The 26,454-nt window shown below is 71.5% G+C and carries 26 protein-coding genes; 13 read left to right on the top strand and 13 right to left on the bottom strand.

Annotated elements, in window-relative coordinates; all coding sequences use genetic code 11:
• Positions 1-251 precede the first annotated feature (251 nt).
• Positions 252-1,421, top strand: coding sequence for a serine hydrolase domain-containing protein (locus ABEA81_RS35630; RefSeq protein ID WP_345611386.1), 1,170 nt, complete (start codon positions 252-254; stop codon positions 1,419-1,421).
• Here the strand turns inward: ABEA81_RS35630 and ABEA81_RS35625 are convergent.
• Both ABEA81_RS35625 and ABEA81_RS35620 read right to left on the bottom strand, forming a co-directional pair.
• On the bottom strand, positions 1,406-2,845 hold the full coding sequence (locus tag ABEA81_RS35625) for a sodium:solute symporter family protein (protein ID WP_345611384.1): 1,440 nt from the start codon (positions 2,843-2,845) through the stop codon (positions 1,406-1,408). The two genes, ABEA81_RS35630 and ABEA81_RS35625, sit on opposite strands and share 16 nt — an antisense overlap.
• Complete coding sequence (locus ABEA81_RS35620) at positions 2,842-4,071, bottom strand: metal-dependent hydrolase family protein (RefSeq protein WP_345611382.1); 1,230 nt, start codon at positions 4,069-4,071, stop codon at positions 2,842-2,844. Before ABEA81_RS35620 ends, ABEA81_RS35625 begins: the two co-directional genes overlap by 4 nt.
• A 120-nt stretch (positions 4,072-4,191) precedes the next feature.
• Between ABEA81_RS35620 and ABEA81_RS35615 the strand changes: the two genes are divergently transcribed.
• Complete coding sequence (locus ABEA81_RS35615) at positions 4,192-5,163, top strand: Lrp/AsnC family transcriptional regulator (protein WP_345611381.1); 972 nt, start codon at positions 4,192-4,194, stop codon at positions 5,161-5,163.
• A gap of 117 nt (positions 5,164-5,280) precedes the next feature.
• Positions 5,281-5,781: a hypothetical protein gene (locus ABEA81_RS35610; protein ID WP_345611379.1), complete on the top strand. Its 501-nt coding sequence runs from the start codon at positions 5,281-5,283 to the stop codon at positions 5,779-5,781.
• A gap of 19 nt (positions 5,782-5,800) precedes the next feature.
• On the opposite strand, the gene ABEA81_RS35605 is transcribed toward ABEA81_RS35610, so the two are convergent.
• On the bottom strand, positions 5,801-6,316 hold the full coding sequence (locus ABEA81_RS35605; RefSeq protein WP_345611377.1) for a CGNR zinc finger domain-containing protein: 516 nt from the start codon (positions 6,314-6,316) through the stop codon (positions 5,801-5,803).
• A gap of 98 nt (positions 6,317-6,414) precedes the next feature.
• Between ABEA81_RS35605 and ABEA81_RS35600 the strand changes: the two genes are divergently transcribed.
• Positions 6,415-7,302, top strand: a complete 888-nt coding sequence (locus ABEA81_RS35600) for an alpha/beta fold hydrolase (protein ID WP_345611376.1) — start codon at positions 6,415-6,417, stop codon at positions 7,300-7,302.
• Between the two features lie 526 nt (positions 7,303-7,828).
• Here ABEA81_RS35600 and ABEA81_RS35595 read toward each other — a convergent pair.
• Positions 7,829-8,605: a GAF and ANTAR domain-containing protein gene (locus ABEA81_RS35595; RefSeq protein ID WP_345611375.1), complete on the bottom strand. Its 777-nt coding sequence runs from the start codon at positions 8,603-8,605 to the stop codon at positions 7,829-7,831.
• A gap of 28 nt (positions 8,606-8,633) precedes the next feature.
• Complete coding sequence (locus ABEA81_RS35590) at positions 8,634-9,344, bottom strand: GAF and ANTAR domain-containing protein (RefSeq protein WP_345611374.1); 711 nt, start codon at positions 9,342-9,344, stop codon at positions 8,634-8,636.
• 350 nt (positions 9,345-9,694) lie between these two features.
• Between ABEA81_RS35590 and ABEA81_RS35585 the strand changes: the two genes are divergently transcribed.
• Entirely contained in the window at positions 9,695-10,486 is a 792-nt protein-coding gene (locus ABEA81_RS35585) for a DUF4386 domain-containing protein (protein WP_345611373.1), read from the top strand.
• Between the two features lie 47 nt (positions 10,487-10,533).
• Here ABEA81_RS35585 and ABEA81_RS35580 read toward each other — a convergent pair whose 3' ends face one another.
• Positions 10,534-10,959, bottom strand: a complete 426-nt coding sequence (locus ABEA81_RS35580) for an ATP-binding protein (protein ID WP_345611372.1) — start codon at positions 10,957-10,959, stop codon at positions 10,534-10,536.
• A gap of 472 nt (positions 10,960-11,431) precedes the next feature.
• On the opposite strand from ABEA81_RS35580, the gene ABEA81_RS35575 reads away from it, so the two are divergent.
• The 4 genes from ABEA81_RS35575 (at position 11,432) to ABEA81_RS35560 (ending at position 12,958) form a co-directional block, all read left to right on the top strand.
• On the top strand, positions 11,432-11,962 hold the full coding sequence (locus tag ABEA81_RS35575; protein ID WP_345611370.1) for a DUF5994 family protein: 531 nt from the start codon (positions 11,432-11,434) through the stop codon (positions 11,960-11,962).
• Between the two features lie 71 nt (positions 11,963-12,033).
• Complete coding sequence (locus ABEA81_RS35570) at positions 12,034-12,195, top strand: DUF6307 family protein (protein ID WP_345611368.1); 162 nt, start codon at positions 12,034-12,036, stop codon at positions 12,193-12,195.
• Positions 12,196-12,436: 241 nt separating this feature from the next.
• The gene (locus ABEA81_RS35565) at positions 12,437-12,604 is read left to right on the top strand and encodes a hypothetical protein (RefSeq protein ID WP_345611366.1); all 168 of its coding nucleotides are present in this window, start codon (positions 12,437-12,439) and stop codon (positions 12,602-12,604) included.
• A gap of 174 nt (positions 12,605-12,778) precedes the next feature.
• The gene (locus ABEA81_RS35560) at positions 12,779-12,958 is read left to right on the top strand and encodes a YciI family protein (RefSeq protein WP_345611365.1); all 180 of its coding nucleotides are present in this window, start codon (positions 12,779-12,781) and stop codon (positions 12,956-12,958) included.
• 4 nt (positions 12,959-12,962) lie between these two features.
• Here the strand turns inward: ABEA81_RS35560 and solA (ABEA81_RS35555) are convergent, their stop codons facing one another.
• Genes solA (ABEA81_RS35555) through ABEA81_RS35545 form a run of 3 tightly spaced genes read right to left on the bottom strand, consistent with a single transcriptional unit; the run spans position 12,963 to position 16,620 of the window.
• Complete coding sequence (gene solA, locus ABEA81_RS35555) at positions 12,963-14,090, bottom strand: N-methyl-L-tryptophan oxidase (protein WP_345611364.1); 1,128 nt, start codon at positions 14,088-14,090, stop codon at positions 12,963-12,965.
• A 17-nt stretch (positions 14,091-14,107) separates the two neighbouring features.
• Positions 14,108-15,283, bottom strand: coding sequence for an N-methyl-L-tryptophan oxidase (solA, locus tag ABEA81_RS35550; protein WP_345611361.1), 1,176 nt, complete (start codon positions 15,281-15,283; stop codon positions 14,108-14,110).
• A complete protein-coding gene (locus tag ABEA81_RS35545; RefSeq protein WP_345611359.1) occupies positions 15,283-16,620 on the bottom strand; it encodes an MFS transporter in 1,338 nt (445 codons plus the stop codon). Before ABEA81_RS35545 ends, solA (ABEA81_RS35550) begins: the two co-directional genes overlap by 1 nt.
• 116 nt (positions 16,621-16,736) lie before the next feature.
• Between ABEA81_RS35545 and ABEA81_RS35540 the strand changes: the two genes are divergently transcribed.
• From ABEA81_RS35540 to ABEA81_RS35525, 4 genes are all read left to right on the top strand, one after another.
• Positions 16,737-17,663, top strand: a complete 927-nt coding sequence (locus tag ABEA81_RS35540; RefSeq protein WP_345611357.1) for a LysR substrate-binding domain-containing protein — start codon at positions 16,737-16,739, stop codon at positions 17,661-17,663.
• A gap of 182 nt (positions 17,664-17,845) precedes the next feature.
• Positions 17,846-18,853 carry a quaternary amine ABC transporter ATP-binding protein gene (locus ABEA81_RS35535; protein ID WP_345611356.1) on the top strand — a complete coding sequence of 336 codons (1,008 nt, stop codon included), beginning with the start codon at positions 17,846-17,848 and terminating at the stop codon, positions 18,851-18,853.
• Positions 18,853-20,826 (top strand): ABC transporter permease subunit, encoded by a 1,974-nt coding sequence (locus ABEA81_RS35530; RefSeq protein WP_345611354.1) that lies wholly within the window; start codon positions 18,853-18,855, stop codon positions 20,824-20,826. The genes ABEA81_RS35535 and ABEA81_RS35530 overlap by 1 nt, the downstream gene beginning before the upstream one ends.
• 14 nt (positions 20,827-20,840) lie before the next feature.
• On the top strand, positions 20,841-21,833 hold the full coding sequence (locus ABEA81_RS35525; protein ID WP_345611352.1) for an ABC transporter substrate-binding protein: 993 nt from the start codon (positions 20,841-20,843) through the stop codon (positions 21,831-21,833).
• A gap of 57 nt (positions 21,834-21,890) precedes the next feature.
• On the opposite strand, the gene ABEA81_RS35520 is transcribed toward ABEA81_RS35525, so the two are convergent.
• From ABEA81_RS35520 to ABEA81_RS35505, 4 genes are all read right to left on the bottom strand, one after another.
• Positions 21,891-23,660, bottom strand: coding sequence for a BCCT family transporter (locus ABEA81_RS35520; RefSeq protein WP_345611351.1), 1,770 nt, complete (start codon positions 23,658-23,660; stop codon positions 21,891-21,893).
• An 80-nt stretch (positions 23,661-23,740) separates the two neighbouring features.
• Positions 23,741-24,880 carry an aromatic ring-hydroxylating oxygenase subunit alpha gene (locus tag ABEA81_RS35515; protein WP_345611349.1) on the bottom strand — a complete coding sequence of 380 codons (1,140 nt, stop codon included), beginning with the start codon at positions 24,878-24,880 and terminating at the stop codon, positions 23,741-23,743.
• A gap of 41 nt (positions 24,881-24,921) precedes the next feature.
• Positions 24,922-26,094 carry an NAD(P)/FAD-dependent oxidoreductase gene (locus ABEA81_RS35510; protein ID WP_345611348.1) on the bottom strand — a complete coding sequence of 391 codons (1,173 nt, stop codon included), beginning with the start codon at positions 26,092-26,094 and terminating at the stop codon, positions 24,922-24,924.
• Positions 26,094-26,444 (bottom strand): bifunctional 3-phenylpropionate/cinnamic acid dioxygenase ferredoxin subunit, encoded by a 351-nt coding sequence (locus ABEA81_RS35505; protein ID WP_345611346.1) that lies wholly within the window; start codon positions 26,442-26,444, stop codon positions 26,094-26,096. Before ABEA81_RS35505 ends, ABEA81_RS35510 begins: the two co-directional genes overlap by 1 nt.
• Between the last annotated feature and the right edge of the window lie 10 nt (positions 26,445-26,454).

Genomic DNA, 26,454 nt, shown 5'->3' with positions numbered 1-26,454 from the left:
CCGCCGGAAGTCCGCCGAACAATTCGGCGGCCCAGCCCCACGCTGCGCGCACCGGCCGACGTCCCGAGTACGCCCGGTACGAGGGCCGCCGCCCGGCACACGCAGCGAGAACCTGGATCCACCGACTCACCCAACGGACTCCCGGCGGGGGACACTAGCCGATGGTGGAGGACCCGCCCACTCTCGGAGCCGGGCATGGCTCCGGATGCCTACAGTGACTCGCGTCAGCTCGGCCGGCGAAGGAGGTCACGATGGGTTCCCTCGACGGAAGCGCCATCGACAGGGTCCTGCAGGACGCCGTGGATACCGGTGCCGTTCCGCACGTTGCCGCGATCGCCGCGGACCGCGAGGGCATCCTCTACGAGGGCGGGGCCGGGGTGCGGGCCGTCGGCGAGAGCAGCGACCGGGTCACGACCTCGACCCAGTTCCGGATCATGTCGATGACCAAGATGGTGTGCACAGCCGCCGCCCTGCAGCAGGTCGAGCGCGGCGACCTCGAGATGCAGGCGCCGGTCGACACCTACTGTCCGGAGTTCGCCGACGTGCAGGTCCTGGAGGGCTTCGACGGCGACCGGCCGAAGCTCCGCCCCGCGGGTGGCCGGGCCACGGTGCGGCAGCTGATCACCCACACGACGGGCCTGGGCTACTGGTTCTGGAACGCCGACCTGGTCAGGTACCAGGAGGTCACCGGCCTGCCGAACGTGGTCGCGGGTTCGGCCGACGCGTTCAAGGCCCCGATGGTGGCCGACCCCGGCGCCCAGTTCGTCTACGGGATCAACATCGACTGGCTGGGCAAGGTCGTCGAGGCCGTCGCGGGGCAGACCCTGGACGTCGTGATCAAGGACCAGATCACCGGGCCGCTCGGCATGGACGACACGATGTTCCGCCTGGACGCGGGCCGCCTGGAGAACTGCGTGTCGTTGCACCTCAGGGGTGAGGACGGGTCGTGGACATCGGCCGGGGAGCTGCTCAACCAGAACCCCGACTGGTGGGCGGGCGGCCACGGGCTCTACTCGACCCCACGGGACTACATCCGGTTCGAGCGGGCCCTGCTCCGCGGCGGTGAGCTCGACGGCGTGCGCATCCTCGCGCCGGACACGGTCGACGCGGCCTTCTCCAACCAGATCGGCGACCTCGACTTCCCCGCCGAGATCCCGACCGCGGACCCGCCGACCACCGACGCGCTGCGGGTCGGACCGGGGTGGAAGTGGGGCTACGGCCTGCTGCTGAACACCCACGACGTCCCCGGGCGCCGCAAGGCCTACACGGGGGCGTGGGCGGGGTTGCTCAACACGCATTTCTTCGTCGACCGCACCACCGGTGTCTGCGCCTCGATCTACACCAACTCGCTGCCGTTCATCACCGAGGAGGCGTGGACGCTGTACGGGGACTTCGAGAGCGCGCTCTACGCCTCGCTCTGAGCCGCCGGGGAGCTGCACGGTGCCCGATCGGACCGTGGCGTCGTCGCGAGACTGACCGCGACGAGCGCGACGAGCGCGAGCGGCAGGGAGACGAGCACGCTGTTCCAGCCCAACGGCTTGTCGAGGACGAACTCCCAGCCGAGGGTGGCCACGATCCCGGTGATGATGGAGGCGATGCTCCCCGCGGCCGTGGCGCGCTTCCAGAGGAACACCGCGAGCAGGGACGGCGTGACGACAGCCCCGTACATCGTGTACGAGAAGACCTGGATCTCGAGGACGCTCGGGAAGAACTCGCCGATCGCGTAGGCGAGCGCGCCGAGCACGACGATGGCGATGCGCGTGAGCAGCAGCTCCCGCCGGGCGTCGTGCTCCCGCCGTGACAGCGAGCGGTGGATGTCGTGCACCAGGTTGCCCGCCGCGGAGAGCAGGTAGGAGTTGCCGGTGGTGATGATGAACGCGGTGCCGGCCATGAGCATGGTGGCGCCGAGCGCGAGGGGGAGCGAGTCGGTGGCGAGCCGCAGGATCGCGGTGTCGGGCGCGATGCCGGGCAGGAGCACCGTGGCGCACGAGGCGAGCACGATCACCGCGCCGTAGAACAGCACGTCACCGGCGAGGAAGCCGAGGGTCGACCGCTTCGCGATCTCCGGGTTCTGCGCCGCCGTGAACCGCTGGTACATGTTCTGGTCGCCGAGGATCAGCAGCAGGGTGGGCAGGACGTAGCCGACAACCTGGATCGGGGTGAGCCCGCCGCTCCAGGTCATGTGGTCCGGCGGCAGGCTCTCGGCGAGCCCGCCGAAGCCGCCCACCGCGACGAGCACGAAGACGAAGCCACCGACGAGCGCGATCGTGATCAGCAGGGCGCTGATGGCATCGGTGTAGGCCACGGAGAGCAACCCGCCGCTGAACGCGAGGAACACGATCACGGCGAGCCCGACGAGCTTGGCGAGCTCCTCGGGGAAGTCGGTGGTGAGGTGCAGGATGTACCCGAGCCCGCGTACCTGCTCGGACATGATCCCGGTGTAGGCGAGCAGGATCGCCACCGCGGTCACCAGGCGCACGCTGGGCCCGTAGCGGGTCTCCATGATCTCCGGCACCGTGTACTTGCCGTACTGGCGCACCCGCTTGGCCAGGAACAGGTACATGATGAGGATGCCGGTCGGCGCGCCGAGGCTGTAGAAGATGCTGGCCAGCGGGCCGTAGGTGTAGGAGAAGCTGGCCCTGCCGATGATCGTGCCTGCGCCCGTCCACGTGGCCAGCAGCGTGCCGGTGAGGACGAGGCGGCCGAGGCGCTGCCCGGCGAGCATGAAGTCGTGGTTGGTGCGGACCTTCCGGGCCGCCCATGCACCCACGACGATCATGACGATCACGTAGGCGCCGATCGCGCCGACGATGACCGTGTTGTTCACCGGCACCGGGTCGTTCACGACCGCTCCGACCGCGCGACGATCTCGCCCGCCTGCACGACGGTGCGCACGTTCGCCGGGTCGGCGAGCATCCCGATGTCCTGGAGCGGATCGCCGTCGAGGACGACGAGGTCGGCGTGCGCTCCCGGCGCGAGGGTGCCGATCTCCCCCACCATGCCGACGAGCTCGGCCGCGGTGCTGGTGGCCGACCGGATGACGTCGATCGGTTCCTGCACCTCGGCGCGGATGCGGAACTCCTCGTTCTGCCGGTGCTGCATCGCGCCGAGCAGGTCGGTGCCGTACGCGATCCGCACGCCGGCCCGCGCCGCGCGTTCCAGTGCGCCGAGGCCGCCGCTCATGACCTCGTCGACCTTCTCCCAGCTCTCCCGGGGCAGCCCGTGCTCGCGGCCCTCGTGCTTCAGGGCGACGTAGGTGACCAGCGTCGGCACGAGGAACGCCTCCCGCTCGAGGAGGAGCTCGATGGTGCGCTCGTCGAGCAGGTTCCCGTGCTCGACGCAGCGGACGCCGGCCTCGAGCGCCCGGTTGATGGCACGGGCCGGGTAGGCGTGCACGGTGACGTACCGCTCGGCGGCTTCGGCCTCCTCGACGGCAGCGCGCAGCTCCTCCATCGAGTACTGGGTGGAGGTGATCCGGTCGCCGAGCGAGGACACGCCGCCGGAGGCGTGCACCTTGATGTGGTGGGCGCCCCGGCGCAGTTCGTTGCGGACGGCCCGGCGGACCTCGTCCACCCCGTCCGCGACCTGCCCGGTGCCGGCGCAGCACGGGTGGTTGTCGACGACGTTGACCTCGACCGGCCGCTTGTCACCGTGCCCCCCGGTCTGGCTGAGCGACTTGCCGCCGTAGATCAGCCGCGGCCCGCGGACCATGCCGTGCGCCTGCGCGCGGGCGAGGCCGAAGTCCGCGCCGCCGGTGTCGCGGACCGTGGTGAACCCGCGGTCCAGCATGGCGCCCATGTTCCGGACCGCCCCCGCGGTGACGTAGCTGGGCGGCAGGCCTGCGACCTGGGTGAGGTTGCCGCTGACCGCGTTGACGTGCACGTGGCAGTCGACGAGCCCGGGCAGTACGTGGGCGCCGCGCACGTCCAGTACCGGCACGTCGGGTGGGGCGTCGAGCCGGTCGTCGACCTCGGCGACCTTGCCGTCGACACAGCGCAGGTCGGCCGGCCGGTAACCGGCGGACTCCACGTCGAGCACGTGGGCGTTGCGGATCAGCAGCGACGAGGTCACGCGCTTCCCTCCTTTGGGCGATACGACCAAGGAGTAGATCTCGACAGCGTGAATCTGTCAATCACGACCGATCAACGAGCATCATCCTTCGCATCCCCGCCTCGTGCTAGAAACACCCACGTGACGGAGACGCTCGAGGTCGGCGACCTCGACCTGGTCGCGGCGCTGCAGATCGCGCCGCGCGCGGGCGTGCGCGTGCTCGCCGACGTGCTCGGGGTGTCCACCGGGACGATCAGCCGCCGGATGAGCAGGCTGCGCGAGCAGCACGCGATGCGCGTCGTCGGCCAGGTGCCCTGGTGGATCGCCGGGGACGCCACACCGCACCACGTCTGGATCTCCACGCTCCCCGGCCGCACCGGGCCGGTCGCCGAGGCCGTCGCGGAGCTCGACGAGGCGCAGTTCGTCGCCGCGACCACCGGCCGCGCCGACGTGTACTGCATCCTGCACCCGCCCCGGCGGGCCGATGCCACGGCGCTGCTCGTCTCGACGCTGCCCTCGATCCCCGGCGTCGACCGCACCCATTCCGAGGTCGGGCTGCGCAGGTACCGCTCCGGGTCGAGCTGGCGGCTGATCCGGCTCGGCGCCGAGCAGGAAGAGGCGCTCGGCGAGCACCGGCACGGTCCCCCACCGGACGGCCCGTGCCGGCTCACCGACGAGGAGGGCGGCATCGCCCGGGTGCTCCAGCGCAACGGGAGGGCCAGCACCGCGGAGATCGCCCGCGAGCTCGGGATGAGCGCGTCCACCGCCTACCGGCTCACCCAGTCGCTGCTGGACCGGGGGCTCGTCCAGCCGCGCGTCGAGATCGAACCGGCGCTGCTGGGCTACCCCCTCGAGGCCGTCATCTCCCTGGCCACGTCGGCGGGCTCCATGCAGGAGATCGCCACCGCCCTCAGCGCACACCCCTCCGCGCGCTACGTCACCACCGTCGCCGGAACGTCGTCCGTGATCCACCACGGCCTGTTCCGCCACGAGGACGACCTCGCCGACTTCCTGACCCGGGACCTCGGCCGCCACTCCGGGGTCACCCGGTTCGAGATCTCGGTCGTCCTCCGCGTCCTGATGCGGTACTGGACACCCCGCGGGCGGCGCTGAACGGGCGTCCGGCCGATCACTGGGGTGGTCGCTCGATCATGCGCTTTTCCCCACACGTTCGGACGGACCGCGGCCGAGCGCGGCGCGGGCACGCTGCACCCCTCGTACCGTCGGCCCATGCCGTCGACCCGTGACCTGCGGGTCTCGCTCGCCCTCGAGCAGGACCAGGCCGGCGTCCTCGTCGTGCGCCTCGCGGTGGACACACCCGAGGGCCGGGTCGTGGAGGCCGAGCTGACCGGTGACGAACTCGCGCTGCTGCTCGCGGGCGACACCGTGGTCGTGCCGGGCGAGGTGGGGGGCGCCGAGGAGGCCCACGACGAGCCCGGCGGACCGGAGGAGGCGGGGCACGCGCCGGTCGTCGCCGACGAACCGGCACCGGCGGCGCCCGCGCTCTTCACCGCCTCCCTCGACGATCCGCCTGCCGACACCGAGCCGATCGCCCGCAGCATCGACGTCGCACCCGGTGAGGCCGTCGTGGCCTACATCCGCGGTCGCTGGCGGGACGCCGTGGTGGTGCGGCGCGACATCGGCAGCCTCCTGGTGACCTACACGCGGCAGGGCTCCTTCGGGCAGGTGCAGCAGCGGATCGCGACCGACCGCGTCCGCAGGCGGACCTAGTGCCCCCCGCCGGAAGACACTAGGTCGTGCGGTGGGTGCGCTCGTAGTGGCGGCGTGCCTTGAGCCGGTTCCCACACACCTTCATCGAGCACCACCGCGCGCTGTTGGGCTTGCTGCGGTCGAGCAGGAACAGCCGGCACTCGTCGTTTGCGCAGGGCCGAAGCCGGCCGGGCATCGTCTCCTGCAGGTGCCCCCATGCGAGCAGGACGCGCGCGGACAACCGCGCGTCGCCTGTGACGTCGAGAGTCCACCTCAACCCGCCCTTCCCGAGCTCGGGAACCAGGTGCACGCCGTCGAGGAACGGTGCCAGCGCGTCCGCAGGCTCGGCGCCCCGGACGACCGCCTGGAGCCGGTCCCGGACGCGGCGCAGCCGGGCGATCTCGGCGGACGCACCCGAGCCGCCCCTGGCCCGGGCCCACTCCCCCGCCTCGCCGTCGACCGCCAGCAGGTCGCGCTGTACGCCGTCGACGACGGGCGTGCTGTTCAGCAGCTCGAGGAGCAGGACCTCGTCCTCGCGGGCGACCGGATGGGGCATGACTCGATACTAACCCCTACGAGGCAGTTGACAAGTTAGCCACAGAGGTGTGTCATGACTCAGGCACTAACCGTCAAACCAACGTATAGGAGTTAGAGATGGCCGAGGTGCGCCACCGGACCACCACCGTCGACGGGCAGCGGGTCTTCTACCGGGAGGCCGGCCCGGCCGGCGCACCGGTCGTGCTGCTGCTGCACGGCTTCCCGACGAGCTCGCGCATGTTCCGGCACCTGATCCCCGCGCTGGCAGACCGCTACCACGTCATCGCTCCCGACCACATCGGCTTCGGTCAGTCGGCGACCCCACCGACGTCGGAGTTCACGTACACCTTCGACGCCCTGACCGACATCACCCAGGGCCTGCTCGATCGGCTCGGCATCGAGCGGTTCGCGATGTACGTGCAGGACTACGGCGCCCCCATCGGCTGGCGCCTCGCCCTGCGCCGCCCCGCCGCCGTGCAGGCGATCATCAGCCAGAACGGGAACGCCTACGACGACGGCTTGGTGGAGTCCTTCTGGGCCCCGCTGTGGGCCTACCACCGCACGCCCGGCCCCGACACCGAGGAGCCGGTCCGCGGCGCGATCGGCATCGACGCCATCCGCTGGCAGTACCTCACGGGCGTCGCGGAGCCGGACCTCGTCGACCCCGACACCTGGGCCGTCGACCACGCCGAGGTCAACCGGCCGGGCAACGCCGAGATCCAGCTCGCCCTGTTCCGCGACTACGCCTCCAACCCGCCGCTCTACCCGGCGGTGCACCAGTACTTCCGTTCCAGCCAGGTCCCGCTGCTGGCGATCTGGGGCAACGGCGACGAGATCTTCGGTCCGGCCGGGGCGACCGCCTTCGCCCGCGACCTCCCCGACGCCGAGATCCACCTGATCGACGGCGGCCACTTCCTGCTGGAGAGCGCGCTCGACACGGCGGTGGGTTACGTCCGCGGCTTCCTCGGGCGCACCGTCGGCCCGGCGCGTTCCGCGGCCGCCTGAGGATCACCACCGCCTGGGGAGATCACGATGCCCACCCTGGACCGCTACCAGGTCAGGAGTCGCCGGCGCGGCGTCGTCGACCTGCGGGCTTCGACGGATCGCGGCGCGGACCCGGGTGCCGCGGCGACTCGTACTTCTGGAGGAGGCGCAGGCCACTGTTGCGGTCGAGCGTACCGATCATGATGACCGTCACGAAGATCAATGCCCCGAGAAATGTGATCATCGCCGACCTTCCGTTCTGTCTCGCAGCTCGGCGCGGAATGAGGCGATCGAGATCCGACTCCGGACACAGAACGAAAACGATCCGAAGGCCCGCCTGAAATCCTTCTGCAACACACAGCCTACTCCCATCACCCGGACCAGGCGCTCGAAGACGGATACGCCTTACCGGCCGGCTCGGAGTCGATCGCTGCAACGCGTCAGGATCTCGGCGGCAGGCAGCACCCCGGCTCCGCGCCGTCGGCGAGGGCGATCGCGGGGCGCGCCGAGGCACGGGGACATACCGCTGGAGATCCGCTACGGACGGTCAGGGACGCGGTGCCGGTGCCCGATGAGGGGGGCCCGAGGGCCGTGCGAACACGGCGGGGTCGAGCTCACGGCGGACCACCTTGCCGGCGACGCCGGCGAGCTTCTCGTTCCGGCTCCGCGCATAGCGCCGGAGCCGGTCGAACGCCGCTTCCACGTCGTCCCCGAAATGCTGGCTCAGCACGCCCTTGGCCTGCTCGATGGTCACCCTGCTGGTCAGCGCCATCTGTAGTTGTTCGTTGACGACCTCGGCACGGCGGATCGCCCGTTCCTGCAGGATGCCGATGGTGGCCACGTCGGCCAACGCCTGGCCGAGGGCCAGGTCGTGCTCGGGGAGCGGTCCCGGTTCGCGGTCGAACAGGTTCAACGCGCCGATCGCCTGACCGCGCAGACGCAGCGGCAGCGCGTGCACCGCGCGGAACTGTCCGCGCTCGGCCACCGCGGCCACGAATCTCGGCCACCGGTCCACCGCGTCGCCCAGGTCCGCGATGCTCACGGGCGCCGCGTTCTGGAAGCAGTCGAGGCACGGTCCCTCGTCGCTCTGCAGCTGCAGCAGCTCCATCAGCTCGGCCGCCTCGCTGGATGCCGCGACGACGCGCAGCTCCCGTCTGGCGTCGCCGAGCACGATGCCGGCGGCGTCCGCGGGCAGGAGGTCCACGCAGAAGCCGATCAGACGATCGAGCAGGTCGATGGCGTCGTAGTCGGCCACCATGGTGTCCGCCAGCGCGACGAACGCCTGGTTGGCCGACCGCTCGCGATCGGTACGTGACCGACTCACGACACACGCCCCTCACATGGTTCCATCGCTACTCCACATCCTCGGCGAAGCTGAGCCGTCGAGCCACCACGTCGCGGGCGACATCGATGAGCAGTCGGTCGTGGACGAACGCGTAGGCGCGCAACCGGGCCAAGGCCTGCGGTGCGCTCACCCCGAGCTGGACCAGCACCATCCCGGTGGCCTGGTGCACCTCCGCCCGGCTCGCGACGGCGGTGTCCAGCCAGTCGTCGCCGCCGGGATCGGTGCGGAGCCCGAGCATCATCAACGTGGCCACGTCGGCGGCACCGATGGCGTCGCGGCGCTGCGCGTCGCTCAGCGTGACCGGCAGACGGCGGTACAGGTCCAGGACGCCGAGATTGACCGCGCCCCATTGGAGCGGTAGCGCGAACAGTGCCCGGCCGTCGGTCTGCTCGGTGACCGCGGCGGCGAAGACGGGCCACCGTGCCGCGTCCGTCGTGTCGTGCACGTCCGGCACGAGGACGGGGTTGCCGGTCGTCGCTGCCTCTACACACGGCCCCTCGTTCAAGGCGAACTGCAGTTCCTCCAGCAGTTCCGCCGTGTCGTCCGTGGCCGACAGCGTCTCGCGGGCCTCGGTGGCGGTGAGCACCGAGATCGAGGCGCCGTCGACCCCGAGCCCGTCGACGTATGCCCGGCAGATCGCCGTCGCCAGGATCCGCTCGTCCGCGCCGTTCCGGGCGATGCCCAGGAGCGTGCGCGTGACCACGCCCAGCTCAGGCACGGCAGGGCCGTCCCATCGGGGTCGTACCCGGCGGACTGATCATCGCGCGACTTCCCGTCCAGCGTGTAGGCGACACGAGCACGACGGGGACCAGATCGGACACCGAGCCGACGTGTGAACCCTACTCCCCTACGGCCACCGGACCGGGGACCGTCGGTGGACCGGGTGCGGAGTGGTCAGCCCGCCTGGTCGCCGGCCCACTCGCAAGATCACGTCGTGGGCGGCTCCGCCGATGGGCGTGCTAACGAGGTCGGTGTCCCTCCCGAGTCCCAGACGGCTCGCGAATCGGTGCCTTGTCCTGATGCTCGATGCGCTGCCGGTCGTGCTCGCGATCCAGAGGTGAGGCCGAGATGGGACCCATGAGAGCGGGCGACGAGCTTCGCCGGACGACCGGGGCGCTGTTCGTGGTGGGCGCCGCGGCGTTCGCGGCGGCTGCGACGGTGTTGTCCGCCACGTTCGACTGGCCCGACATCCTGCGGGAGCCCCCCGACGTGGTGCTGCCCGCGGTCGTCGAGGGCGGCACGGGCCTGGTGTGGACCTGGTTCGCCACCGCGTGGACCTACGCGATCCTGGCCGTGCCGATCCTGTTGCTCCCCGCAGTACTCGGCCGGCGCGACGACCCGGTTCTGCGCGTCGCCACCTGGGCGGGCGCCACGTCGGTGCTGCTGTCACTGATCGGGTTCCTGCGCTGGGTGTTCGTGGTCCCGCCGCTTGCCCGGTCCTTCGTCTCCGGCGACCCCGTCACCCGGGCCGCGGTGGAGGCCGCGTGGGCGGCGCAGCACCAGTTCGGCGGGGCGCTGCTGGGCGAACACCTGGGGCAGGTGCTGGTCATCGGCTGGTCGGCCACCCTCAGCGTGGTCATCCTGCGTTCCCGCGTCCTGCCCCGCTGGCTCGGCGTCACCGGGCTCGCCGTCAGCACGCTCTACCTGCTGAACCAGGCCGACATCCTCGCCACGGCCGTACCCGGCTTCCCCGTGTGGGATCTCGCCGGGCTACTCGGCAGCACCGGCTGGGGGCTGTGGATGGCCGCGCTCGGCGTCACCGTGCTGCTGCGTCCGATCCGCACCCCGAGCCCCTCCGCGGCCGCGGTCATCCACGTCCCAGCGGGCGGACGTCCACCGCAACCTGCCGCGCCGCGGTAGCAGCCGAGGATCTGCGCACCGTGCTGCTCTCCGGCGGATCGGCTCGCTCACCGCTGATCGTGAGGTGCCACGGCCGGGTGGCGGAGCAGCACGCGGGTGCCGCGGCCGTCGTAGTGGAGCAGCACCGTATCGACGAGGTTGCTCATCATCTTCAATCCGTGGCCGCGAGCGCCGGGGCGGGGCGCGGGAGCCTGCCAGCGGCCATGGTCCACGATCTCGATCCAGACGGCGCGGGCTTCGACCCAAAAGGTCAGCTCGACCGTGTCCCCGACGGTGACAGGCAGGTAGGCGTGCTCGGCCGCGTTGCTGGCCGCCTCGTTCGCGGCCAGGACGATGTCCTCCTGGGTGTCCTCGGTGAGTCCGAGCGGGGCCAGCCACCGGCGGACCTCCGCGCGGATCGAGGCCAGGTGCACGGGTCGGGCCGGCCAGACATGGTGCACGTACTCGACGTGACCAACTGCGGCGGTGCTCATGAGGATCTCCGATGCGGTTGACCCCTGCGCGGTCGGCGCGGGTCCGCGCGGCACGCTGGATGCCGGCTGCTACCGGCTCATCGGGCCTCGGCCGTGACGTGCCGGCCGGGGCCCGACGACAGCCGGTGACCCACGCGTCCCCCTCCAGGCGCAGGGCCACCGCCCGTTCCCCGAGATCGCCCGTTGCGTTCCGGCGGGCGACGGGCGATGGCTCCACTTGTTCGACATCGCACAGACGTCTGCCGAGATGGAGTGCGGCAGCGTCATCTCGCTCACTCCTGCCCGGCCTGGCGCACTGACAGCGGGTACCGGGGTCTGGGGCGAGACCGCCGGATCAGGCTAGACCCGGGCCCGTCTGCGGTCCAGCGCTGGTCGCACCGCCTCTCCCAAGCGTCAACGGGTGTAGCGTCGGATCTGTCGGGTTCAGCCAGTACCTGGGCGCTCGAGCCCATGTCGTCCTCGGCGAAAGCTGATGGCGGACGTCCGCGTCCGAGGACGGAGCACCGACATGACGTCGCCGGCCATCACCCGCAGCGCGCCACCTGGCGCCTCTGACAGCCATCACCTTCGCCTGCGCCTGAAGCCGCGCGCACCCGTCACGGGCTTCGTCGACGGTGGATGGTGGCCCCGCTCGCGTGACCTTCCGGTCGAGCTTCCGGCGCTGTTGGCCGTGCTCGCGGTCCGAATGGGTCCCGTCGAGAGCGTGAGCTACAACCTCGACGCCTGGGGCCCCTCGCCGCGCAGGGTCACGCTCGACGGTCGGCGCGTGCGGCTCTCCGGCTACCGCTCGCAGCATCCCGCCACGATCGACGTCCTGAGCGCCGGCCACCAGCTCACCCTCCTGGTCGTACCGCCGGAGGCGACGCCGCAGGCGGCGCACGATGCGTTGCTGGCAGCGGGACGCCGAGCCAACAACGACCGCATCGACGCGCTGCTCCACGCCACCGGCTCCGCGCGCCCGCGCTCCGACGGCGACCAGGCCCTCGGCACAGCGGGCGCCTGATCTGTACCGCCACCTACCGACGGTCGACGCCCGGATGGGCCGACCGTCGTCGTTCCACGGAAGGGTCAAGAATGGAAAACGGCGCCAAGAGCTACATCTCGCTCTATGAGCAGCGCATCCGGCTCGTCGCTCATGCCCTGATGCAGAACTCGAAGCTCAGCGAGAAGGACGCGACGGACCTTGCCGTGCATGTGCTGCACGCCATCGACCACATCCCGGAGAAGGTGCGATAGATCGGCCGATGACCTCGTGCCACCTGCGCTTGCGGTCGGCACGGCCACCGTCACCGGCCACCTCGTTCAGGGGTACACTACCGACCACGGGCAGGGTGAACTCGTCGTTGCATCCACTCGCGGGTGCTGAATGAACGATCGCCGCATCGACGGCATCGAGTGGCTCTGCCCGCCCCACAGCACGTCGGCGGCTGCTCCCGATCGCGCGCTCCACCTCCACGGTCGCAGACAGGAGCGCCGGATGAGATCGAGTACTCCCGGCAACAGCGCACCCTCCGATCTCGCCGACGTCGCCGAGCGGCTGATGGGCGAGCTGTGGTTCCCCGAGCCACCGGGCACCGAGGTGCCGGGGACCACCACCATCGAGTGGCTCGACCTCGACCTCACCTCCGATCGAGCCGTCCGATGATGTTCGAGCACTACACGATGGCGTTGCTCGTCCAGCGACCCGACGCTCCCCGCCTGGACGAGGAAGCGGCCCGCGCACTGCAGGACGCCCACCTGGCCCACCTGACCGCGCTGCACGATGCCGGGTACCTGCTCGCCGCGGGCCCGCTCCTCGGCGGCGACGACGAGCCGTTGCGTGGGCTGTCCATCCTCGCCGTGCCACCGGAGCGCGGCCCGCGAGCTCACGGCGGTGGACCCGGCCGTCGCGGCGGGGCGTTTCTCGGTCACGGTGCTGCCCTGGATGGTGCCTGCCGGCGCGATGACGTTCACCAGGACGCGCTTCCCCCGGTCGGTGGCCGAGGCGTCGGGAGGGTGAGCTCTCACCCGGCGAACCGGGCCGGGTCGAGGTGCTCGATCGGCAGGCTGGTCTTGCCCTCCGTGACGAGCTCGGCGGCGACCTGCCCGAAGGCGGGCGCCATCTTGAACCCGTGCCCGGAGAACGCACCGAGCACCCACACGTTCTCGGCGCCCGGCATCCGCCCGACCACGGCGTGCCCGTCGGTGGTGTAGGCGTCCACGTAGGTGGAGACGCGCACCGGCGTCGGGTCCAGCCCGGGCAGCAGGCGCTCCACGGCGGCGTTGATCGGTTCGAGCTCGGCGGCCGCGACGTTGCGGTCGAGGTCGTCGGCGTCGGCCAGGTCCCCGTACGACGCGTGCGGCGCGACCTTCACCGAGCCGCCGTCGAGGGTCGGGATGCCGAAGATGTGCACGTCGCCGGACTCCCGGATGAAGATCGGGAACGAGTCCGGGGTGTACGCGGCCACGTCGCGGGCCGGGTACCAGGTCATCACGAGCTTCTTCGGCGTGATGTGCCGGGCGAGGCCGGGGGCGAACCGCGCCGTCCACGGCCCGGCCGTGACGACCGCCTGCTCCACCGTGTAGCTGCGCTCCGGGGTGTGCACGCGCACGCCGTCGGCGCTCGGCTCGACCCCGGTGACCCGGCACCCGGTCACCACGCGGGCCCCGCGCGCCCGGGCCGCCTGGGCGGCGGCGAGCACCGCGAACTCCGGGCGCAGCACGCCGGCCCACTCGTCGAGCACCGCCGTCTCCCCGGGCAGCATGCGGTGCTGCGGGTACCGGCGCCCCATCTCGGCGGCGTCCAGCACCTCGTGCGGCAGGTCGAAGGACGTCGCGGACTCCACGACGTTGCGCATCGCCTCCGACCCACCCGCGCCGATCATGAGACCGCCGCACAGCGTGAGCAGCGGGCGCCCGGACTCCCGTTCCAGCTCCCGCCACAGCTCACGGGCGCGCAGCAGCAGCGGCACGTACTGCGGGCCCTCGAGGTACGCGGTGCGGAAGATCCGGGACTCACCACCCGCCGCGGCCTGGTCGTGGCCGGGTGCGTACTGCTCGAAGCCGATGGCGTCGACCCCGCCCCTGGCGAGCTGCCACAGCGTCATCGAACCGATGCTGCCGACGCCGATCACGGCCACCTTCGCGTCCATGTGCTCCTCTCCTTGCGTCACGCGGCCGCGAGCTCGGCCGCCACCGTCCGGCGCGCCGGACGCTCCCGGTCGCGCAGCCGCCCCGGGTCGAGGTGGCCGACGGGCAGGTCCGTCGACCCCTGCACGGCCAGCTCGGCCAGCGCCTTCCCGATGGCCGGTGCCATCTTGAACCCGTGCCCCGAGAACCCGCACGCGATCAGCGTGCGCGGCACCCCGGGCACCCGGCCGAGTGCGGCGTGGTGGTCGGCCGTGTAGCCGTCCATGTACGCGCTCACCCGCACCGGCTCGGGGACCAGCCCAGGCAGCAGCTCGCCGACCGCCGAGCGGATCAGGCGCAGCAGGCCGTCGTCGACGCCACGGTCGAGCCGGTCCGGATCGCCCACCCGGTCGTAGCCGTAGTTGACGGCCACCTTGACGCTGGCGCCGTCGATGCTCGGCCAGCCGGAGATGTCGTAGCCTCCGGTGTGCCGGATGAAGACCGGGAACCGATCCGCGGAGAACGCCGCCGGGTCGCGCGCGGCGAACCACGTCATCACCAGCCGCTGCACGTCCAGGTCGGGCGCCGCGCCCGGGAGCAGGCGCTGCGTCCACGCGCCCGCGCTGACGACGACCTCCCCCACCCGCCAGGACCGACCCGCCGTCGTGATCGTGACGCCGTCGTCGTCCGGGGCGATGGCGACCACCGGCTCGTGCCGCACGATCCGTGCTCCGAGCTCCTCGGCGCGCTGGGCGGCCATGAGGACGGCGAGCTCGGGGCGCAGGTATCCGGCCTGGTGGTCGAGGACCATCGCCTCGCCCGGCCGGAGCCGGTGCTGGGGATAGCGGGCGGCGGCCCGGTCGGCGTCGAGGACGTCGTGCGGCAGGTCGTGCGCCGCGATGCTCGCGAGGACGCTGCGGAGCAGGCCCCCCTCGGCGTCACCGATCATGAGGCCGCCGTTCATCGTGAGCAGGGCGTCCCCGCACTCGGCCTCCAGGTCGCGCCACTCGCGCTGCGCGGCCAGCAGGAGCGGCACGTACTCGGCGCCCTCCAGGTAGGCGGTGCGGAAGATCCGGGTCTCCCCGCCCGCCCCCGACCGGTCGTGCCCCGGCGCGAACTGCTCGAAGCCCAGCACCGACGCGCCACGCCGGGCGAGCTGCCACGCCGTCATCGCGCCCATCGTCCCGACGCCGACGACGCCGAACTCCGCGTCCATCAGACCGGCTCCCCCGCTCGTGCCGCGTCTCCCCCGCTCGCCTCGGTCAGCGCCAGGTGGCGCGTCTCCGGCGCCCACGCCCACGACACGAGGGCACCGAGGAGCAGCACCGCGACGCCGATCGTCATCGTCGCCCGGTTGCCCAGGTGCTCGAGGCCGAGCGGCAGCAGGAACGTCCCGATCGCCGCGCCGACCCGGCTCATCGATGCCGCGAACCCCACGCCGGTCGCCCGCAGCTCGGTGGGGAAGAGCTCCGACGGGTAGACGGTCTCCAGGTTGCCGGCCGCCGAGACGGTGAACGCGAACACCGCGAACGCGGCGATCACGACCGTCACGGACGGGCTCGCCGCCAGTGCGAGCGGAAGCAGCGAGACCGCGAGCACGACGAACGACCACAGGACGAACCCTCGCCGGGCCAGCCGGTTCATGATCACGACGCCGACCACGGCGCCGGCCAGCTGGAACAGGTTGAGGATCAGCCCGCCGGTGAACTCGTCGTCGAGACCGAGCGCGGACAGCACGTCCGGGGCGAACGTGAACAGCGCGAAGAAGGGCAGCACCTGGCAGAACCAGAACAGCGAGGCGAACGCGGTGCGCTGCCGCCAGCGGGGGGTGAACAGCTCCGCGATCCGCGCCCGCCGCGGCGACGGCGGTTCCGGCCCCAGCACGACGTTCGGGCCGAAGAACGTCCGGAGCACCTCGTCGGCCTCCGCGTGCCGGCCGTGCGCCGCCAGCCACCGCGGGGACTCCGGGGTGCCCAGCCGCAGGCACAGAACGATGATCGCGGGCACCGCGCTGGACGCCAGCATCCACCGCCAGGAGTCGTCCCCGAGGCCGCGCACGAGGTAGCCGACCACGAACGCGACCACGAACCCGACCGTCCACACGGCGTTGAGGCTCGCGAGCAGCGGCCCCCGCTGCTTGCGCGGCAGGAACTCCGACAGCAGCGCCGCCCCGATCGCGTAGTCGGCGCCGATCGCGATCCCCATGACCAGCCGCAGCACGACCAGCTGCCACGGCTCGCTCACGAACAGCTGCAGCACCGAGCCGACGACGAACAGGGCGAGGTCGGCGACGTACATCGTCTGCCGTCCCACCCGGTCGGTGACCGGCCCGAACACCAGGCTGCCGAGGAAGATCCCGACCAGGGCGGAGGCGCCGATCAGCCCCTCCCAGGTGGCGGACATCCCGATCTGCGGGGCCCAGACCGCGAGCGCGACGCCGATCATCCCGAGGATGTAGCCGTCGCAGAACATGCCGCCGGTCGTGTACGCGCTCACCCGCAGGTGGAACCGCGAGAGCGGGACGTCGTCGAGGAGCACCTGGCCGTTGCCCATGCGGACCGCACCTCCGTTGGTCGTGTCCTGGGTGTCCTCGCAGTGAAGGCGTGGAGCAGCCATATGTCCAATACGGATCGGTGCCGCCCGCCAGACGTCCGGCATATATTCCCTGGATGGAGCTGCGCCACCTCCGCTACTTCGTCGCGGTCGCGGAGGAGCTCAGCTTCACCCGTGCCGCCGCTCGCCTCGGGATCGCCCAGCCGCCGCTCAGCCAGCAGATCGGCAAGCTGGAGCGCGAGCTCGAGGTCCGCCTGTTCGAGCGCGGCCCACGCGGCGTACGGCTCACCACGGCGGGCACGGCACTGCTCGGCGAGGCCCGCATGGTGCTCGCCCGCACCGGCGAGGCGACCCGGATCGTCCGGCAGGTCGAGCACGGCCGGACGGGCGCCGTGCGGGTCGGCAGCGTCGCGTCCGGATTCTCGGGCGTGCTGCTCGACCTGCTGCCCGCGTTCCGCGCGGCCTACCCCGCCGTCCTGCCGCTCGTCTACGAGATGGAGGCCGTTCCGCAGCTCGAGGCCCTCGGCCAGGGGAGGATCGACATCGGGTTCCTCCGCAGCAGCGCGCCACACCCCGGGGTGAGCCTGTGGCCGCTGCGCGCCGAACCGCTCGTCGCCGCCCTACCCGAGGACCACGAGCTCGCCCGCGCCGAGCGGGTGCCGCTCGCCGCGTTGGCCGGCGAGCCGTTCGTCCTGTTCCCGCGCGCCGACGCGCCCGAGGCGTTCGACACGATCATCGGCGCATGCGACCGGGCCGGCTTCGCCCCCGACGTCGTGTACGAGGCCTCCAACGACCACACGCTCGTCGCCCTGGTGGCGTCGGGGCTCGCGGTCTCCCTGGTGCCCGGGAGCACGAGCAACCTCCGCATACCGGGCGCCCGCTACCGGCCGGTCGACCCTGCGGAGCCGGCAGCCACGATGTCGGCCGCCATACCCGCCACCAGAGCCGCCCGGCCGGCGGTGAACCTCCTGGAGCTGGCGCGGTCCCGGGCCGCCGGGGAGCGATCTCGGGACGGTGGGCCCAGCCCCACCGACGCCGCGTAACCCGTTCTGTGATCGCATCGTCTCTTGACCCACCCCCCGGCGGACATACGATGCTCCGGCGCATAAGTGGTGCGCCTCACACCGACGAGGCGGTGAGCCAGATGCCGGAAGCGAGCGCTACGGACACGGTGCGAGGAACGGCCGAGACGGTGCCGACTGCCCCCCGTGAGCCTGTGATCGCGGTGCGCGATCTCTGGAAGGTCTTCGGACCCAGGGCCGACGCGGTCCCGGCCTCGCCCGAGCTGTGTGCGCTGAGCAGACGCGAGCTGCTCGAGCGCACCGGATGCACGGCCGCCGTACGCGACGTGACCTTCGACGTCGCCCCGGGCGAGATGTTCGTCGTGATGGGGCTTTCCGGCTCGGGGAAGTCGACGCTCGTGCGTTGCCTGACCCGGCTGATCGAGCCGACGTCGGGCCGTCTCGAGTTCGAGGGCGAGGACATCATCGCGGCCGACCAGGGCAGGCTGCGCGACCTGCGCCGCCGGAAGATCTCCATGGTCTTCCAGCACTTCGGCCTGCTGCCACACCGGCGGGTGGTCGAGAACGTGGCCTACGGACTGGAGATCCGCGGCATCGGGCGCGCCGAGCGCACGAAGCGGGCCGGCGAGGTGATCGAGCTGGTCGGCCTGTCGGGGTACGAGCGCTCCTACCCCGACCAGCTCTCCGGCGGCATGCAGCAGCGGGTCGGCCTGGCCAGGGCCCTGGCGAGCGACCCGGACGTGCTCCTGTTCGACGAGCCGTTCTCCGCGCTCGACCCGCTGATCCGGCGAGACATGCAGAACGAGATCATCCGGCTGCACAAAGAGGTCGGGAAGACGATGGTCTTCATCACCCACGACCTGTCGGAGGCCCTCAAGCTGGGCGACCGGATCCTGATCATGCGCGACGGCGCGATGGTGCAGATCGGGAGCGGCGACGAGCTCGTCGGCGCCCCCGCCGACGACTACGTCCGCGACTTCGTCCGCGACGTGTCACGGGCGCACGTACTGACCTTGCGCTGGATCATGCGGCCGGTACGCCCCGACGACCCGACCGACGGACCGGAGCTGGGCCAGGACGTGATCGTCCGGGAGGCGACCCGGGCCGTCCTCGCAGCGGAGAAGCCCATCCGGGTCGTCGCTGACGGGAAGGTCGTCGGCATCGTCGGCGACGAGGAGATCCTCGGGATCATCGCGGATGCGGACATCTGATGGCCACCCTGGCGCAGCCCCGGCTCCGCGAGTGGGCGGTCAGCACCCGCACCGCGGTCGTCGCCGTGCTGGTCGCCTGGCTCGTGCTGTGGGTCCCGCTGCGCGGCGTCAACACGCTCACGCTCGCCTCGTCCGACCTCACCCCGCTGCACAGCTGGCTCAACGATCTCAACACGGCGGTCAACGCCAGCCGCAACACCAACCCGATCTTCCTGTACGTCTTCAACGAGATCAGGCTGGCGATCGACACCCTCGTCACGCTGATCCAGGGCCTGATCAGCCAGCCCGCGTTCGGCCGACCCGCGCCGCTCTTGGGTTGGCTCGGCGTGGTCGCCGTGTCCGGCTTCGCCGCCTGGGTGTTCGGCAACATCAAGGTGGCGCTGCTCACGATCGTGGGGCTGCTGTTCATCGGGCTGCAGGGCCTGTGGCAGGAGGGAATGGACACCCTCGCGCTGACCCTGGCGGCGGTGCTGGTCTGCCTCCTGATCGGGATCCCCCTCGGGGTCTGGGCGGGCGTATCGGACCGGGTCAACCGGGCGATCACGCCGGTGCTCGACTTCATGCAGACGATGCCGACGTTCGTCTACCTCGCGCCGCTGACGCTGTTCTTCCTCATCGGCCCGGCGTCGGCCACGATCGCGACCCTGATCTACGCGATGCCGCCCGTCGTGCGGATCACCGCGCACGGGATCCGCGCGGTGCCCCGCACCACCGTCGAGGCCACCGAGTCCATGGGCTCCACCCGGTGGCAGACCCTCACCAAGGTCCTGCTGCCCATGTCCCGCCGCACGATCGTGCTCGGCGTCAACCAGACGATCATGGCCGCTCTGTCGATGGTGACCATCGCCGCGCTCATCGACGCCCCGGGCCTCGGCAAGACGGTGATCAAGGCGCTCGAGACCCTGGACGTCGGCACCGCCTTCAACGCGGGTCTCGCCATCGTGGTGATCGCGATCGTGCTGGACCGCGTCACCACCGCCGCGGCCGCGCGGGCCGAGTCGACGCACGCCCCGTCACCCCGTGAGCACCGGCGGCGACAGGTGCTGCTCGGCGCGGGCGCGGCCGTGACCGTGGCCTGCGTGGTCCTGTCCTACCGGTACGTCTGGGCCTCCACGTTCCCCACCACCGACTTCGGGGTCGGCGGCCCGATCTCCCGCTTCGCCGACGCGCTCACCACATGGGCGCAGACCAACCTCTCGGTCATCACGGCCGGTTTCAAGGACGGCTTCAGCAGGGTGGTGCTGGACAGCGTCGAGGCCCTGCTCGTCCAGTCGCCCTGGTGGCTGGTCTGCGCGGTCGTGCTCGCGCTGGCCGCGCTGCTGGGCGGGGCGCGTGCGGCGATCACCGCGGCGATCTGCCTGGCCCTGCTCATCGGCACCGGGCTGTGGGCCGACGCGATGGCCACGCTGGCCGCCACCCTGGTCGCGACGGCGATCGTGATGGTGCTCGGCGTCGTCGGCGGGGTCTGGATGGGGCGCAGCGCCGGCGCGGACAGAACGATCCGGCCGGTGCTCGACGCCGCCCAGGTCATGCCGGCGTTCGTCTACCTCGTGCCGTTCCTGGCACTCTTCGCCGCGAGCCGGTTCACGGCGGTCGTGGCCGCCGTGGTCTTCGCGGCGCCCGTCGCCATGAAGATCATCGCCGACGGCATCCGCGGGGTACCGGCGGTCACCGTCGAGGCGGCGACGGCATCCGGTTCGAGCACCCGGCAGCTCATCACCAAGGTGCAGCTGCCGATGGCGCGCAGCGCGCTCACCCTGGCGACGAACCAGGGCCTGATCTACGTCCTGTCGATGGTCGTGGTCGGCGGCCTGGTCGGGGCGGGCGCGCTCGGCTTCGACGTGGTCGCGGGGTTCTCCCAGGGCAGCCTGTTCGGCAAGGGCCTCGCCGCCGGGGTGGCCATCGTGCTCCTCGGGATCATGCTCGACCGCATCACCCAGGCGGCGGCACGCCGCGCCCGTGGTGCTCGATGAAGGAGGTGGCACCAGTGGCAGACACCGTTCGAACCTGGCGGCGCGTGCAGGTGGCGCTCGTCGCCGCGGCGGCGCTGGCGTTGACCGGCTGCGGCGGGGCGACGGTCGGAGGCGGAGGGGGCGGCGGCTCCGGCGGCGGCTCGGGAGCCCCGTGCGGCACGGTCAACCTCGCGGTCAACCCGTGGGTCGGCTACGAGGCCGACGCGGCGGTCTACGAGTACGTCGCCAAGAACAAGCTCAACTGCACCGTGACGAAGAAGGACCTCAAGGAGCAGGTGTCCTGGGCGGGCTTCGGCACCGGCGAGGTGGACCTGATCCTGGAGAACTGGGGCCACCCCGATCTCACCAAGCAGTACATCACCGACCAGAAGACGGCCGTCGACCTCGGGCCGACCGGCAACAAGGGGATCATCGGCTGGTACGTGCCGCCGTGGCTGGCGCAGGCGCACCCGGACATCCTGGACTGGAAGAACCTGAACAACTACGCCGACCAGTTCAAGACCTCGGAGTCGGGCGACAAGGGGCAACTGCTGGACGGCGACCCGTCCTACGTGACCAACGACAACGCGCTGGTGACCAACCTCGGTCTGAACTTCAAGGTCGTCCAGGGCGGCAGCGAGACGGCGCTGATCCAGTCGTTCCGCCAGGCCGAGGCGCAGAAGCAGTTCTTCATCGCCTACTTCTACGAGCCGCAGTGGTTCTTCGAGGAGATGAAGCTCGCCCGCGTGAGCCTGCCCCCGTACACCGAGGGGTGCGACGCCGACCCGGCGAAGGTGGCGTGCGACTACCCGCCGTACGACCTGAACAAGATCGCGAGCGCGAAGTTCGCCGGCTCGGGGAGCCCGGCCGCGGAGCTGGCCAAGAAGTTCCAGTGGACCAACGACGACCAGAACTCGGTGGCGCGCTCGATCGCCGTCGACAAGCTCTCCGACGAAGAGGCCGCCAAGAAGTGGGTCGAGGCCAACCAGGACAAGGTGAATGCCTGGTTGCCCGCGGGCACAAGCTGACAGCGACCCGGATCACTCCGGTCGCGCAGACCTCACCTCGGGGAGGGGCGCTCGGCACTACAGCCGCGGCAGCGCGCGGACCGCGACCGGCCGCTCCTCCTCGAGGTCGTCATCCGTCTCGGCCGGCTCCGGCGGTGTCGCCCCGGGCGCGCACTTGACGTTGAGGAAGAAGCGGTCGCCGTAGTTCTGCATGCCGTAGTCCACGGCCTGCTCCACGGCCTGGCGGGACCGGTCGTGCCTGCGCATCAGCGGGTCGTGGCGGAGGTCCTTGGTCAACGCGAAGCACAGCAGGACCATCACCAGTCCGAACGGCACGGCCATGATGATCGTGAGGTTCTGGATGCCGGTGAGCGCGTCGTCGCCGCCGACGAGCAGCATGACGGCGGCGATCGCGCCCATCACGACGCCCCAGAAGATCACGATGCCGCGGGACGGGCGCAGCGAGCCACGCTGCGAGAGCGTCCCCATCACCACCGAGGCCGCATCGGCGCCCGAGACGAAGAAGATCGAGACCAGGACCATCGCGACGATGCCGAGCGCGGCGCCGAGCGGGTACGCGTCGAGCACGCCGAACAGCTGCGCCTCCGGCGACGCCGACGCGAGGTCGGTCCCCGCGCGCTGGATGCTCACGGCCGCCCCACCGAAGATCGCGAACCAGACCAGGCTGACCGCGCTGGGCACGAGGATGACGCCGGCGACGAACTGTTTGATCGTGCGGCCGCGGCTGATGCGGGCGATGAACATCCCGACGAACGGGGTCCAGGAGATCCACCAGGCCCAGTAGAAGACCGTCCACCCGGACAGCCAGGCCTCGGTGGCATCACCGCCCGCGGCGGCGGTGCGGGCGGCCATCTGGGCGAGGTTGCCGAAGTAGTCGCCGATCGCGGTGGGGAGGAGGTCGAGGATGACGATCGTCGGCCCGGCGACGAACACGAACGCCGCCAGCACCGCGGCCAGCACCATGTTGATGTTCGACAGCCACTGGATGCCCTTGGCGATGCCGCTCACGGCGGAGGCCACGAACGCGATGGTCAGCACGACGATGACGACCACGAGCAGCGCGGCGGGCGCGCTCGCCAGGAACCCGCCGGCCTGCAGCCCGCCGCCGATCTGCAGGGCGCCCAGGCCGAGCGACGCGGCCGAGCCGAAGAGCGTCGCGAAGATCGCCATGACGTCGACCGCCCGGCCGAGCGGGCCTCCGAAGCGGCGGCCGCCCAGCAGCGGCTCCAACGCCGAGCTGATCAGCGAGCGCCGCCCGCGCCGGAACGTGCTGTAGGCGATGGCGAGCCCCACGACCGCGTAGATCGCCCAGGGGTGCAGCGTCCAGTGGAACAGGGTGGTGGCCATCGCGACGTCGAACGCCTCGGGGGTGCCTGAAGCCGCGGTCTCCGGCGGTGGGCTGGTGAAGTGGGCGAGCGGCTCGCTCACGCCGTAGAACATCAGCCCGATTCCCATGCCAGCGCTGAACATCATCGCGATCCAGGAGGTCGTGCGGAACTCGGGCCCCTCGTCGTCGCGGCCCAGCGGGATCCGGCCGTAGCGGCTCAACGCCAGCCACAGTGCGAACACGACGAACCCGCTCGCCCCGAGCACGAAGGCCCAGCCCCCGCCACGCACGACGCCGGCGAGCACGGCCGACGCGACCGCGCTGAGCGAGGCCGTCTGGAACACGCCCCATGCGATGAACGCCACGACCAGCGCGGCCGCGGACCCGAACACCCATCGGTCCAGCGTGGCGCCCTCGCCGGCCGCCGGCGTGCCCGGAGAATCGGCAGGCGAATCCGCCGGAGAATCTGCCGGAGAATCTGAAGGAACCTGAACTGTCATGTCGCATCGGCCCCGGCCGGCCGACCGGGGCCTTCCTCCTCACTGAGGGGCGAATGGTGGGTTCGTGCGTCAGACGTGCATCAGGAAGCCGGGTCGGAGGGGGACAGCTGCTCGGTGACCCAGGTGTGGAACGCGCCGATGTGGTGCTCGCTGGGCACCAGGACGCCGCCGTGGGCGTAGGCCCGCGACGACGCGGCGAGCTGGCACCGCTCGCACGCGTCGAAGTCCTGCTGGTTGACCCGGTGGAACAGCTCGACCGAGCGGTCCAGGTCCTGCCCGCCCCGCACGACCTCGGGCAGGTACAGCCAGTCGCACTCGACGATCGTCCGGTCGTGCGCCACCGGGTACATCCGGTGGACGATCACGTGGTCCGGCACGAGGTTGATGAACACCTGCGGGTTGACCGTGATCGCGTAGTACCTGCGGTCGTGGTCCTCCCCCACGCCGGGGATCGCGGTGAGGCCTGCGCTGCCGTCCACCGTGAATCCCGCAGCCTCGTCGGCGAACGCCGCCCCGTGACCCACGAAGTACTGCGCGGCGTACCCGTCGGCGAACTCCGGCAGCACCTCCGTCAGCTCGGGGTGGATCGTGGCGCAGTGGTAGCACTCCATGAAGTTCTCGATGATCAGCTTCCAGTTCGCGCGCACGTCGTAGCCGATCCGGCGCCCCACGGCGAGGTTCTCGATGTCCCAGCTCTCGATGACGTCGGTCGTGCCGAGCCGCTCCGCGACGGCGCCGATCACGGTGTCCTCGAACGACGGCGGCTCGTCGGCGACGCACACCCACGCGTAGCCGAGCCACTCCCGCAGGTGCACCGGCACGAGTCCGTACGCCGTCCGGTCGACGTCCGGCATGCTCGTGAGGTTCGGTGCCGCGACGAGCTTGCCGTCGAGCCCGTAGGTCCAGGCGTGGTAGCCGCACTGCAGGTTCCGCTTCGCCACGCCGGACTCCTGCATGCAGACGCGGGCGCCCCGGTGGCGGCACACGTTGAGGAACGCCCGCAGCCGCCGGTCGCGGCCGCGGACCAGGACGACGTTCTCGCGCCCCACGTCGACGGTGCGGAACGCGCCGGGGCCATCGATCTCGGCGCTGCGGGCGGCGGCGAACCAGCGGGACTCGAAGATCTTCTCCTGCTCCTCGGAGAAGATCACGGGGTCGGTGTAGAAGTGTCCGGGCAGGGTGGAGATCAGGCTCGACGACAGCTCGGATGGGGCAGACACACGGCACCTCTCGTGCGGTGGTTGGTTCGCTGAGTAAGAGGTCAGAGTTCCGCGGGGATGCGCTGCGGGGAGAGCTGGCGGCGCCACCGCCCGAACAGCTTCGGCTGGTTCATCGCGAAGACCGCGACGAGGTCGCCGTGCCGGCGGTGGCCGGCGACGAACCGGCGGTCGGCCGGGTCGCCGTCGAGGATCTCGACGCTGTCTCCGGGCAGCCGGTGCCCGGCGAACTGCAGGCGTGCGCCGTACTGGTCGGACCAGAAGTAGGGAGCCGAGGACGGGGCCGGCGTGCGCCCGAGCAGGGTCGCCACGGCGGCAGCGGGTTGCTGCACCGCGTTCGTCCAGTGCTCGTGCCGCACGGCGGAGCCGGCGTACGCGCAGTGTGAGAACGCGCAGTCACCCGCCGCCACGACGGCCGGGACGTTCGTCGCGCCCGCGGCGTCGGTCCACACGCCGCGGTGGTCGTGTTCGATCCCCGAACCCGCGATCCATTCGACGTTCGGCGTGGCGCCGATACCGACGACGACCACGTCGGCGGGCTCCCTCCGGCCGCCGGACAGGTGCACCGCCCGGACCCGGCCGTTCCCGGCGAGGCCCGTGACCGTCTCACCGGTGATCAGGTGGACGCCGTTGTCGCCGTGCAGCTCGGCGCAGGTCGCCGCGAGGTCGGCACCCAGCACCCGCGCCAGCGGGACCGGGTCCGACTCGATCACCGTGACCTCGAGGCCCATGTCACGAGCGGTGGACGCGACCTCGGCACCGATGAAGCCGCCTCCGATCACGACGAGGCGGCGGCTGACGAGCAGGTCGCGGCGCAGCGCGAGCGCGTCGTCCAGCGTGCGCAGGGTGTGCACGCCCTCGAGATCCGCGCCCGGCAGCGTGCGCGCCCGCGCGCCGGTGGCGACGACGACGCCGTCGGCGGCCACCTCCCGCCCGGACGCCAGCACGAGCGCGGACCCGCCCCGGTCCAGCCCGGTCGCCGGGTCGCCGAGCCGCCACTCGAGGTCCAGTTCCGCGTCGTCCACGCTCGTCGTCAGCGCGAGGTCGTCCACATCGATCCTGCCGGCGAGGAACTCCTTCGAGAGCGGAGGGCGGTCGTACGGGAACCGGTCCTCCTCCGCCACCACCACGATCCGCCCGTCGTGGCCCTGCTCCCGCAGGGCGCGCGCGGCACTGAGCCCGGCGAGCGAGCCCCCGACGACCGCGACGGTCTGCATCAGGCCGCGACCTCCGCGGGCGCATCCTCCACCGGCGCCGAGACGCGCAGGTAGACGAACCCGTCGTCGACGACCACCTCGTGCGTCCGCACCGGCAGCTTGGCGGGCGGTCCGGACGGCATTCCGGTCCGCAGGTCGAAGCAGGCCGCGTGCAACGGGCACTCCACGGCGCACCCCTCCACCCAGCCGTCGGCGAGCGACGCGTCCTGGTGGGTGCACGTGTCATCGATGGCGAACAGCTCGCCGTCCACGTTGAACACGGCGATCGGCACCCCGGCGTCGACCTGCGCGGCCTCGACCCGCACGGCCTCGCCGAGCGGGATGTCGTCCACGGAACCGACGAAGATCATCAGCACCTCC

It is taken from the genome of Pseudonocardia adelaidensis, from assembly GCF_039543345.1.
Classification (GTDB): domain Bacteria; phylum Actinomycetota; class Actinomycetes; order Mycobacteriales; family Pseudonocardiaceae; genus Pseudonocardia; species Pseudonocardia adelaidensis.
Note: the sequence above shows the minus strand (reverse complement) of the source record. Positions and strands in the feature narration are given on the sequence as shown.